Below are 12,369 nucleotides of genomic sequence, written 5' to 3' on the forward strand. Positions count from 1 at the left end.
GCATAACTTCCACCATGAACCTTCCCATCCCCGCAGACAGTGCCCTGAGCGGCTTCCACCCCGCCGTCAGCGCCTGGTTCAGCAATACCTTCCCGACGGTCACCGCCGCCCAGGCCCGGGCGTGGCCGTTGATTCGCCAGCGCCGCTCGACCCTGATCGCCGCGCCCACCGGTTCGGGCAAAACCCTCACCGCGTTCCTCGCCGTCATCGACGATCTGGTCCACCGGGGGCTGGAAAGCGAAGGGGGTCTGCCGGACGAAACCCTGGTGGTCTACATTTCGCCGCTCAAGGCCCTGTCCAACGACATCCAGATAAACCTGCAAGACCCGCTGGCCGGCATCACCGAGCAGTTGCGCGTCATGGGCCTGCCCGAGTTGCAGATCAACACCGCCGTGCGCACTGGCGATACGCCGCAAAAAGAACGCTCGGCGATGCGCAAGACGGCGCCGCACATTCTGGTGACCACCCCGGAATCCCTTTACGTGCTGCTCGGTTCAGATTCCGGCCGGCAGATGCTCGGCACCACGCGCACAGTGATCGTCGACGAAATCCACGCCATCGCCGCCAGTAAGCGCGGCAGCCACCTGGCGTTGAGTCTGGAACGATTGCAGGCGCTCTGTGCGGAACCGCTGGTGCGCATCGGCCTGTCCGCCACGCAAAAGCCTATCGAAGCCGTGTCGCGCTTTCTCGTCGGGCGTGATCGTGAATGCGAAATCGTCGACATCGGCCACGCTCGCCCACGGGATCTGGACATCGAAGTGCCGCCGGTGCCGTTGTCGGCGGTGATGGCCAATGACGTCTGGGAACTGGTCTACGACCGCCTCGCCGTGCTTGCCCGTGAACAACGCACCACCCTGGTTTTCGTCAACACCCGACGCCTGGCCGAACGCCTGAGCCGCCACTTGAGCGAACGCCTCGGCAAGGACGCCGTGGCCGCCCACCACGGCAGCCTGGCCAAGGAGTTTCGCCTGGACGCCGAACAGCGGCTCAAGCGCGGCGAGCTGAAAGTGCTGATTGCCACCGCTTCCCTGGAGCTGGGAATCGATATCGGCGATGTCGACCTGGTCTGCCAAATCGCTTCGCCACGCTCGATTTCCGGGTTTCTGCAACGGGTCGGTCGTTCCGGGCACCAGGTCGGCGGCACGCCCAAGGGCCGCTTGTTCGCCACCACCCGCGACGACCTGATCGAATGCGCCGCCCTGCTCGACTGCGTGCGTCGGGGCGAGCTCGACATCTTGCAGATCCCGGTGGCGCCGCTGGATGTGCTGGCGCAACAAATCATCGCCGAAGTCGGCTGCCAGGAATGGCAGGAACAGGCGCTGCTGGACGTTTTCCGCAATGCCTCGCCCTACAGCGAACTCGACGAAAAACATTACCAGGCGCTGTTGCAGATGCTCGCCGAGGGCTACAACGGGCGCCAGGGCATCCGCAGCGCTTACCTGCACCGCGACGCCGTGACCCGCACCCTGCGCGGCCGCCGGGGCGCCAAACTGACGGCCGTCACCAGCGGCGGGACCATCCCGGACAACGCCGACTACAGCGTGTTACTGGAACCCCAGGGGCTGAACATCGGCAGCGTCAACGAAGACTTTGCGGTGGAAAGTATCGCCGGGGATATCTTCCAGTTGGGCAATACGTCCTATCGAATCCTGCGGGTCGAAACCGGCAAGGTGCGGGTTGAGGACGCTCAGGGCCAGCCGCCGACCATTCCGTTCTGGCTCGGTGAAGCGCCGGGGCGCAGTGCCGAACTGTCGTTGGCCGTGGCGCGCCTGCAAGCGCAACTCGATGCCCTGCTCGGCGCCACGCCGGGCAACTTGCAACCGAGTATCGACTGGCTGACCGACACCCTGGGCCTGAACCTCGCCAGTGCCGAACAATTGGTGGAATACCTGGCCCGGGCGCGCCTGACCCTCGGCGCCCTGCCGTCACAAGACACGCTGCTGATGGAGCGTTTTTTCGACGAGTCCGGCGGTACGCAATTGATCATCCACACGCCGTTCGGCAGCCGCATCAACCGCGCCTGGGGCCTGGCCCTGCGCAAACGTTTCTGCCGCACCTTCAACTTCGAATTGCAGGCCGCCGCCAGCGAAGACGCCATCGTGTTGTCGTTGTCTACCAGCCACAGCTTCGAACTCGATGACGTCTGGCGCTACCTGCACAGCAACACTGCCGAACACATGTTGATCCAGGCGGTACTCGATGCGCCCCTGTTCGGCGTGCGCTGGCGCTGGAATGCCGGAGTGGCGTTGGCCCTGCCGCGTTACACCGGCGGGCGCAAAGTTGCGCCGCAAATCCAGCGCATGAAAAGCGAAGACCTGATCGCCAGCGTGTTTCCCGACCAGATCGCCTGCGTGGAGAACCTCGCCGGCGAACGGGAAATTCCCGACCATCCACTGGTGGAACAAACCCTCGACGATTGCCTGCACGACGCCATGGACTGCGAAGGCTGGCTGAACGTATTGCGGCGCATGGAACGTGGCGAGATCCGCCTGATCAGCCGCGACCTGCCAGCGCCCTCGCCACTGGCCGCAGAAATTCTCAGCGCCCGGCCCTACACCTTTCTCGACGACGCACCGCTGGAGGAACGCCGCACTCAAGCGGTCATCAACCGCCGCTGGAGCGATCCGCAATCCACCGAAGACCTCGGCGCGCTCGACGCCGAGGCGATTGCCGCGGTGCGCGAGGAAGCCTGGCCCGCGCCCACCGGCGTCGATGAAATGCATGAGGCGCTGATGAGCCTGGCGTGCATCACCGATGCCGAAGCGCAGGCCAACCCCGACTGGCTCGATTGGCTCAGTACCCTCGCCGACAACGGCCGCGCCAGCCGTTTGCAAATCAATGCCGAGCAATCGATGTGGCTGGCGCTGGAGCGACTTACTTGCCTGCAAGCGATTTATCCACAGGCAACATTGCTGCCACCGCTGGAAGCGCTGCCGGGGTTCGATGAAGTCTGGGAGGCGGACGAAGCAATGCTTGAAATGCTCCGTGCACGGCTCAGTGCCTTCGGTCCATTGCCGCTGAAAGCGATTGCCGAACCGCTTGGCTTGCCGACAAAGCAAGTCACCCAAACTTTGGCGCAACTGGAACGCGAAGGTTATGTACTGCGCGGCCAATTCACCCCAGGCGCCGATCAGGAAGAGTGGTGCGAACGGCATTTGCTGGCGCGGATTCATCGCTATACGGTCAAGCGTCTGCGGCGGGAAATCGAGCCGGTGGCGCTGCAGGATTTCATGCGATTTCTGTTCGATTGGCAGCATTTGTCGGCCGCGACTCAAGGTCAAGGCGCGGCGGTGTTGCCGGCGATTGTCGCGCAGTTCGAAGGCTACCCCGCCGCCGCTTCCGCGTGGGACAGCGACATCTTGCCGGCACGCATCAAAGACTATTCGGCGAGTTGGCTGGATGACCTTTGCCGCAGCGGCAAACTGGTCTGGACCCGCCTGACCGCGCGCAACAAGAGCGCCAGCACGGCGTTGCGCAGCACACCGATTTTGTTGCTTCCGCGCAGTCAGGTCGGATTGTGGAGCGGGTTGACCGAGCAGACGCCGGTCAGCCAACTGTCGCCCAAAACACAAAAAGTCCACGAAGCCCTCAGCCAACACGGCGCGCTGTTTTTTGATGAGCTGATTCACGAAGCTCATCTACTGCGCTCGGAACTGGAAATTGCCTTGCAGGAACTGGTGGGCGCCGGGCTGGTGAATGCTGACAGCTTCGCCGGCCTGCGGGCGCTGATCACCCCGGCCAGCAAACGGCAGAATCGCAGCAGCCGTCGTGGCCGCGGAGCGTTTGTCGGCGGCATGGACGATGCCGGGCGCTGGGCGCTGTTACGGCGCGGGGCGGCAGCGCCGGTTGTGGATAACAAACGTCCGGCGCCCACCCCCGGCGACACCCTTGAACACATCGCCATAACCTTGCTGCGCCGCTACGGCGTCGTGTTCTGGCGTTTGCTGGATCGCGAGGCAGACTGGCTGCCGAGCTGGCGGGAATTGCTGCGCACCTTCCATCGACTGGAGGCCCGGGGCGAGATTCGCGGCGGGCGGTTTGTCAGTGGCTTGGCCGGCGAACAGTTTGCGCTGCCGGAGGCGATCCCGTTGCTGCGGGAAGTACGGCGACGGCCCCATGACGGCAGTTTGATCGCGGTGTGCGGAGTTGACCCGTTGAACCTTGCGGGCACCCTGCTGCACGGCGCGAAAGTGCCGGCGTTGGCGAGTAATCGGCTGGTGTATCGCGATGGTCTGCACGCCGCTGCCGAGATTGCTGGCCAGCAGCATTTCTGGCTGGAGCTGGATCAACAGGCCGGTGCTGAGGTGCGAAGCAAACTGATCCGGCATTGATGTCGCCTGGGCTGGCCCCTTCGCGAGCAAGCCCGCTCCCACAGGTATTTCTGTGAATACAGAACCTATAAACAACAGAGATCACTGTGGGAGCGGGCTTGCCCGCGATGAGGCCAGCAGCATCAACCCAATCATTGAGTACGCGGCTGATCCGGCAGCAACACCGATGAATGCTCCGGCGCAAGCCCATCACTGTCCAACGGTTCAACCGCCTGCCTGGGCATCAACACCTGCTGTGGATAAGTCTGCGCGAAATGCACCCACGGGCTGTTATCCACAAGCTTTTTCAAACGCTGGTTGAACGCCCTGCTCACCGCATATTGCCCACCCGACACGGTGCGGAATTGTGCCGTCAGCACCACCCCGTTGAGGTCCATCTTGTCCACGCCGAACACATCCAGCGGCCCTTGCAGGTTGTACTTGAGAAACGCATCTTCGCGGATCGAATCCCCGGCCTCCCGTATCAATTCGATCGCCTTGTCGACATCGGTGTCGTAAGTGAACTGCACCGAAAAGAACGCATAAGCGAACTGCCGCGATTGGTTGGTGACGGCCTTGATCTGACCGAACGGCACCGAGTGCACGAAGCCCTTGCCATCGCGCAGGCGCAAGGTGCGGATGGTCAGGCCTTCGACTGTGCCGGCATGACCGGAATCAAGCACCACCCAATCGCCAATCGACAACGTGTCTTCGATGATGATGAACAGACCGGTGATGACATCCTGCACCAGTTGCTGCGAACCAAACCCGATGGCCAGCCCGACGACCCCGGCACCGGCCAGCAGCGGCGCGACATTGATCCCCAGGTTGGCCATGGTGGTAATCGCGCAGATCACCACCAGGATAATTTTGATCGCGTTGCGCAGCAGCGGCAGGATGGTTTTTACCCGGGTACTCGGTTGGCGCGCTCCACGTTTGCTGACCGGTGGTTTCAGGGCCTCCTGGATCGAGGTATCGAGCACGACCCAGAACAGCCAGGTCATCAGAAAGATCAGGCCGATGCTGCTCAACGACTCGCTGATTGCCCGGCCGACGGAGTTGCTCTCGGCGAATTCGAACAGCGACACGCCCCAAATTCGCCCGAGGATTTCAATGAACGCCACAGCCATGACGATCCGCAGCAACGCGTGGAGCAAACTGAGGAAGCGTTCCTTGTAGGCGCTGCTGTGCTGGATCGCTTCGATCTGGCGGGACTTGAACATGTGCTGAAAGATCGTGCTGAGAAACACCGTGGCGATCAGCAGGATCGTGGTGAACAACGCACAGCGCAGGGCTTTCTGATTGTCCTCGCCAACGCCGATCAGGTTGATCGCCGAGACCATCACCATCAACACGATTGGCCAGTACCACAGCCCGGAAAAGATCCGCAGGGATTCCTGCAGCGAAGGCTGTTTGAGGCGTTGGGCCAGCGGTCTATTGCGGATCAGGTGCGCCACCGGGCGACGCAGGCGAATCACCAGCAAACCGAAGATGATGGAAGCGAACAGACCGGTGAACACCGCAATGCTGCTGGTGATATTGCCGCCGAATTGCCGGGCGATCTGCGGGCTGGTCAAGGCATCGCTGAGCGCGGCGAGGAAGCCGATCAGGAAGAGCGGTTTCGGGCAGTAATTGCGGATGATTTGCACCGCCGCACGCTTGTGCCCGGTGTTGAACATGACAATCACGCAAAGCAGCATCGACGTGGAAAAAATGCCACTGCTGGTGGAGTAGGCGAAACACAGCGCCAGCGCCCGGCCCATGGAGCTGGGCAGGAAATGACTGACATACAGCGTCAGCGGCAGACTGAGCACCGCGGGCAAGGTGTAAGGCAGTAAATACTGGAGCAGGTCCTGGCTACGCTGTCGGGTTCGCAGCCAGCGACCCTGGTTCAGGCGCCTGGCGAGGATCCCGCCAAAGACTGTGAGCGAAGCAAACGCACCGGCCCAGACGCCAGACAACAACAGGAAATCGCCGACCACGCTCCACGCGGAGCGGGACGACGGTCGATTCACCAGTTTGTCCACTTCATCCGCCGCCCGATCGGCCCGCAGGCGCCAGGCGTCGACCAGGTCTTCGTTGAGGTCGAGCTTTTCCTGAACGTCGTCGATGCTGGAACTGATGGCCCCGAGCAGACCACCCTGGACCAGCGGCTCAGGTTTTGCCGGCTCCTCGGCTGCGGCGGGGCCCCCCGGCAATGTGGCGGCCTCCAGCTCGTTGCTGCCCAGAATCAGCAACGCCCCCAGTAGTATCGCGGTCTTGAACTTGAACAAACGCGGTGCTCCTGCAAAAGGGTCTGTAAGGAACTGATCGGGAAATTGTAGGCAAGTTCGGTTTTGGCGGTGAGATAACCAGCCAATGCCGCCAAGATCAGCTACTTGCAGACCCTGTGGGAGCGAGCTTGCTCGCGAAGGCGGCGGCACATCCAGCATTGATGTATCTGACACACCGCTTTCGCGAGCAAGCCCACTCCCACTGGTTGCGTGGCGACCTCAACCTGGCAATCTTTGATCTACACGCAAATATCAAATGCCCATCCCGCTATTTTTCCGCACAACCCAAACCCGGACACTGCGCTCCATCAATCAAATCCACCGGAGTTGCAGCCATGCCCATTGCCTTGCTCGCGCTGACCCTCAGCGCCTTTGCCATCGGGACGACCGAGTTCGTCATCGTTGGCCTGTTACCCACCATCGGCACCGACCTCGGCGTCAGCCTGCCGTCCGCCGGCCTGTTGGTCAGCCTCTACGCCCTGGGCGTGGCCATCGGCGCTCCGGTGCTGACCGCCCTCACCGGCAAAGTCCCGCGCAAATTGCTGCTGTTGTCGTTGATGGTGCTGTTCACCCTCGGCAATCTGCTGGCGTGGAAAGCGCCGAGCTACGAATCGCTGATCATTGCGCGGATCGTCACCGGCCTGGCCCACGGGGTGTTCTTCTCGATCGGCTCGACCATCGCCACCAGCCTGGTACCGAAGGAAAAAGCCGCGAGCGCGATTGCGATCATGTTCACCGGCCTGACCGTGGCGCTGGTCACTGGCGTGCCCCTGGGGACATTTATCGGTCAACATTTCGGCTGGCGTGAAACCTTCCTCGCCGTGTCTGCATTGGGCGTGATCGCCTTCATCGGCAGCCTGCTTTACGTGCCGAAGAACATCACTCACAGCAAACCAGCTTCGCTGCTGGAGCAATTGCAGGTGCTCAAGCAACCCCGTCTGCTGCTGGTGTACGCCATGACAGCGGTCGGTTACGGCGGCTCGTTCATTGCCTTTACTTTCCTGGCTCCAATTCTTCAGGACATCTCCGGCTTCAGCGCCGGCACCGTCAGCCTGGTGTTGCTGGTCTACGGCATCTCAGTGGCCGTCGGGAACATCTGGGGCGGCAAACTGGCGGATAAACGCGGCCCGATCAGCGCCCTGAAGATCATCTTCGCCCTGCTCGCTGCCGTACTGTTCGTGTTGACCTTCACCGCCGGCAATCCATGGCTGGCCCTGGCTACCGTGCTGGTCTGGGGTGCGGTGGCATTCGGCAACGTGCCGGGCCTGCAGGTGTATGTGGTGCGCCAAGCCGAGCATCACACCCCGAATGCGGTGGACGTGGCTTCCGGCCTGAACATCGCCGCCTTCAACCTCGGCATTGCCGGTGGCGCGTGGGGTGGTGGCTTGATCGTCGCTCACATGGGCCTGATCCACACGGCGTGGATTGGTGGTCTGGTGGTTCTGGTGGCACTGGCGCTGACCGCATGGAGTGGTCGTCTTGATCGGTTGGGCCCGGTGTATGCCGAACCGGCCGAAGGCTCGACCCGAGTCGTCGCCAGCCACTGATTGACCCTGTGGGAGTGGGCTTGCTTGCGAAAGCGGTGTATCAGCCACATCGATGCCGGATGTGCCACCGCCTTCGCGAGCAAGCCCGCTCCCACATTTGATTTGTGTTGGTCCGTTCAAGCACTAACCGTCTGTAGTCCCGTCGAAACTTTCTCAGGCACTGCGCAGTCATCAAAAGACAGGGGCAGTCCGAGGACCATTAGACGGGAGGCGACATGGCGGCGATTCACATCGGTATTTCAGGCTGGCGCTACACACCCTGGCGGGGGGACTTCTACCCGCAGGGGCTGACCCAGAAACGCGAATTGCAATTCGCGTCCCGGGCGGTCAACAGCATCGAAATCAATGGATCGTTTTACGCCCTGCAACGGCCAGAACGTTACGCCCAGTGGTACGCCGAAACCCCGCCAGACTTCGTTTTCAGCGTCAAAGCCCCGCGTTTCATCACCCACATCCGGCGACTGCGGGACATTCATAAACCCCTGGCGAACTTCTTTGCCTCCGGGGTGCTGGAGCTCAAGGACAAACTCGGCCCGATCCTCTGGCAGTTCCCGCCCAATTTCAAGTTCGACGCCGAGCTGTTCGAACACTTCCTCGAACAACTGCCCCACGACACCGAACAAGCTGCCGCCCTCGCCCGCCAACATGAGGCACGCCTCAATGGCCACGCCAGCATGAGGGCCTACAAGAAAAAGCCCATGCGTCATGCTGTGGAAATTCGCCACGAAAGCTTCGTCGATCCGGCGTTTGTGCGCCTGCTCAAGCGCTACAACGCCGCCCTGGTCATCGCCGACACCGCCGGCAAGTGGCCGTACCGCGAAGACATCACCAGTGATTTCGTCTACCTGCGCCTGCACGGTGCCGAAGAGCTCTACGCCAGCGGCTACACCTCGCAAGCACTGAAACGCTGGGGCGACCGCATCGACGCCTGGCACCACGGTAAACAACCGAGCGACCCGCAACTGATCGCACCCCGGCAGAAGCCCAAGGTGCGCAAGTGCCGGGACGTGTTCTGCTATTTCGACAACGACATCAAAGTCCGCGCGCCCTTCGATGCCCGCAGCCTGCTGGAGCGTTTTCATCTCGACAAAGAACTCGCCACCCGCCCTGGTGAACCCGCCGCCGAAGGAGTGCTGACATGAGCATTTCCGAACCGGTCGGCACCACCGACGACCAACAGCCGATCATTACCGCCGTGCGCAGCTTCACCGTACTGACGGTCAACACCCACAAGGGGTTCACCGCGCTCAACCGGCGTTTCATCCTGCCGGAACTGCGCGAAGCGGTGCGCAGCGTGTCCGCCGACGTGGTGTTTTTGCAGGAGGTCCACGGCACCCACGAGCATCATCCCCAGCGCTACAGCAACTGGCCGGCGATGCCGCAGTACGAATTTCTCGCTGACACCCTTTGGCCACAGTTCGCTTATGGCCGCAACGCGGTGTACCCGGCGGGTGATCACGGCAATGCACTGCTGTCGAAATTCCAGATCATTCGCCACGACAACCTCGACGTTTCCATCAGCGGCCACGAGAACCGCGGCATCCTGCATTGCGTATTGCGCATGCCCGGTGACGGCCAGGAAGTGCACGCCATTTGCGTCCATCTGGGGCTGCGCGAAACCCATCGCACGGAACAACTGAAGCTGTTGGCCCGGCGCCTGGCAGAACTGCCGAGCGATGCGCCGGTGATTGTCGCCGGTGACTTCAACGACTGGCGTCTGCGCGCCGATGCGCTGCTCAAACCCAGCGGTTTACGGGAAGTATTCGCCGAACACCACGGCAAACCGGCGCGCAGTTTTCCGGCGCGTTTGCCGGCGCTGCGCCTGGACCGCATCTACGTGCGCAACCTCAAGGCCAGCCGTCCACAAGTATTGGCGGCGCGGCCCTGGTCACACCTTTCCGACCACGCACCGCTATCGGTGGAGATCGAGCTATGAGCAGCCCATCGATGGAAAAAGCCACCGTGGAACACCTGTCCACGACCCCGCCGATCCGTGAACCGGGCGTGGTCGATGTCGAGTACGGCTGGCAGGGCAATAACCGCGTCGAACTGCTGGAGAACGGCGAAGAATATTTCCCTCGGGTGTTCGAGGTCATGCGCGAAGCCAAGAGCGAAATCCTCCTGGAAACCTTCATCGTGTTCGAAGACAAGGTCGGCGAAGAACTGAAAACCGTGCTCATCGACGCCGCCCGACGGGGCGTTCGGGTGACCGCCAGCCTCGATGGTTTCGGCTGCGGCGAACTGAGCAACGGTTACCTCGCCGAACTGAGCGAGGCCGGCGTGCGCATTCAAATCTTTGATCCGGCGCCGAAGCACCTGGGCATCCGCACAAACTGGTTCCGCCGCCTGCACCGCAAGATCGTGGTGGTCGACGGCACGATTGCGTTCGTCGGCGGGATCAACTTTTCCGGCGATCATCTGGCCGATTTCGGCCCCGAGGCCAAACAGGATTATTCGGTTGAAGTGCAAGGCCCGGCGGTGACCGACATTCATCACTTCGCGCTCCTGCAAAGCGGTCGCCTGAACCGGGCCAAATATTGGTGGCGGCGCCGCCGGCAACGACGCTTGGAACTGGCGTTCACAGATCATGACGGCCAGGTTCGGCTGGTGTACCGCGACAACGGCGAGCACCGGACCGATATCGAAGAGGTTTACTTGCTGGTGCTGCGCAGTGCCAAACGCCGAGTGGTCATCGCCAACGCCTACTTTTTTCCAGGTTATCGACTGCTGCGGGAGATCCGCAACGCCGCCCGCCGCGGGGTTGATGTGCGGCTGATTCTGCAAGGCCAACCCGACATGATGGTGGCCAAACTGGCGGCGCGCATGACCTATGACTACCTGCTCAAGTCCGGCGTGAAGATTCACGAATATTGCGAGCGTCCGTTGCACGGCAAGGTCGCGCTGGTGGATGAGGAGTGGAGCACCGTCGGCTCCAGCAACCTCGACCCGCTGAGCCTGTCCTTGAACCTGGAAGCCAACGTGTTGATCCGCGATCGTGCCTTCAACCGCAACCTGTTCGAGCGTCTCGAAGACCTCAGCAGCAACCATTGCAAAGCCATGTCAGCCGATAAATCCCCGCGCGGACGAATCTGGCACATGACCGTCGGTTTCCTGGTGTTTCACTTTTTGCGGCACTTCCCGGCCTGGGCCGGTTGGCTGCCGGCGCACAAACCGCGCCTGAAACCTTTTGCGAACCCCACAGGGAGTGACATCCGATGAGCCACTCCGATGCACAATCGGCCACTCACACCGACAGCCCGAAAAAATCCCGCTGGAGCCGCTGGAAAAGACCGCTGACGATGCTGTTTTTTCTGGCGCTGATCGTGTTGCTCACGATGCTCGCCCAGCGCATCGAATGGAGCGAAGTGTTCGAGACCCTGGCCGAGTTCAAGGTGCGCACGCTGATCATCGCGGCCGGGCTGACGCTGACGAGTTTTCTGGTATACGCCTGCTTCGACCTGATCGGCCGCACCTACATCCGCCAGGACCTGACCTGGAAGCAGATCCTGCCAGTCGGGATTATCAGCTACGCCTTCAACCTCAACCTGAGTGCCTGGGTCGGTGGCATTGCCATGCGTTATCGGCTGTATTCGCGGCTCGGGGTGAGCAAGAGCAACATCGCGAAAATCCTCGGGCTGAGCCTGGCAACAAACTGGTTTGGCTACATGGTGATTGCCGGCGCGGTATTCAGCAGCGGACTGGTGCGAATGCCACCGGGCTGGAAGCTGAGCAGCGGGGCCTTGCAGGTTGTCGGTGTTGCGTTACTGCTGGTGAGCGCGGGGTATCTGGCGGCCTGTCAGTTTTCCAGGCGCCGGGAGTGGTCGATTCGCGGGGTGGAAATCAACCTGCCGTCCCTGCGCATGGCGATCCTGCAGTTGTGCCTCGGCGCGCTGAACTGGTCGCTCATGGCGGCGGTGATTTTCACGCTGCTGCCGAGCAAGCTCGATTATCCGCTGGTGCTGGGGGTGTTGCTGATCAGCGCGATTGCCGGGGTCATCACGCACATTCCGGCGGGGCTTGGGGTGTTGGAGGCGGTGTTCGTGGCGCTGCTGCAACATGAGGCTTCACGGGGCAGTCTGGTGGCGGGGTTGCTGGCGTATCGGGCGATCTATTTCATCTTGCCGCTGTTGATTACGCTGGTGATGTATCTGGTGGTGGAGGCCAAGGCCAAGGCGTTGCGGATCGAGAAGAAACCCGGGTGATTTGTGGTGACGGTCATGACGCCTTCGCGAGCAAGCC

General features: G+C 61.9%; 7 protein-coding genes. 6 read left to right on the forward strand and 1 reads right to left on the reverse strand.

The window, feature by feature from the left end; translation table 11 throughout:
* Positions 1–14 precede the first annotated feature (14 nt).
* Positions 15–4,331 (forward strand): DEAD/DEAH box helicase, encoded by a 4,317-nt coding sequence (locus ACA055_RS26585; protein ID WP_497681290.1) that lies wholly within the window; start codon positions 15–17, stop codon positions 4,329–4,331.
* Between the two features lie 131 nt (positions 4,332–4,462).
* Here ACA055_RS26585 and ACA055_RS26590 read toward each other — a convergent pair whose 3' ends face one another.
* Positions 4,463–6,583 (reverse strand): mechanosensitive ion channel family protein, encoded by a 2,121-nt coding sequence (locus tag ACA055_RS26590; RefSeq protein ID WP_497681291.1) that lies wholly within the window; start codon positions 6,581–6,583, stop codon positions 4,463–4,465.
* A gap of 335 nt (positions 6,584–6,918) precedes the next feature.
* Between ACA055_RS26590 and ACA055_RS26595 the strand changes: the two genes are divergently transcribed.
* The 5 genes from ACA055_RS26595 to ACA055_RS26615 all read left to right on the forward strand — a co-directional run bounded on the left by ACA055_RS26595 (position 6,919) and on the right by ACA055_RS26615 (position 12,332).
* Entirely contained in the window at positions 6,919–8,130 is a 1,212-nt protein-coding gene (locus tag ACA055_RS26595) for an MFS transporter (protein ID WP_497681292.1), read from the forward strand.
* Positions 8,131–8,345: 215 nt separating this feature from the next.
* Positions 8,346–9,272: a DUF72 domain-containing protein gene (locus ACA055_RS26600; RefSeq protein WP_497681293.1), complete on the forward strand. Its 927-nt coding sequence runs from the start codon at positions 8,346–8,348 to the stop codon at positions 9,270–9,272.
* Entirely contained in the window at positions 9,269–10,066 is a 798-nt protein-coding gene (locus ACA055_RS26605; protein ID WP_497681294.1) for an endonuclease/exonuclease/phosphatase family protein, read from the forward strand. The genes ACA055_RS26600 and ACA055_RS26605 overlap by 4 nt, the downstream gene beginning before the upstream one ends.
* Positions 10,063–11,349: a cardiolipin synthase ClsB gene (gene clsB, locus ACA055_RS26610; protein WP_497681295.1), complete on the forward strand. Its 1,287-nt coding sequence runs from the start codon at positions 10,063–10,065 to the stop codon at positions 11,347–11,349. The genes ACA055_RS26605 and clsB overlap by 4 nt, the downstream gene beginning before the upstream one ends.
* A complete protein-coding gene (locus ACA055_RS26615) occupies positions 11,346–12,332 on the forward strand; it encodes a lysylphosphatidylglycerol synthase domain-containing protein (protein ID WP_497681296.1) in 987 nt (328 codons plus the stop codon). Before clsB ends, ACA055_RS26615 begins: the two co-directional genes overlap by 4 nt.
* Positions 12,333–12,369: the final 37 nt, after the last annotated feature.

It is taken from the genome of Pseudomonas sp. LBUM1657 (assembly GCF_059716075.1).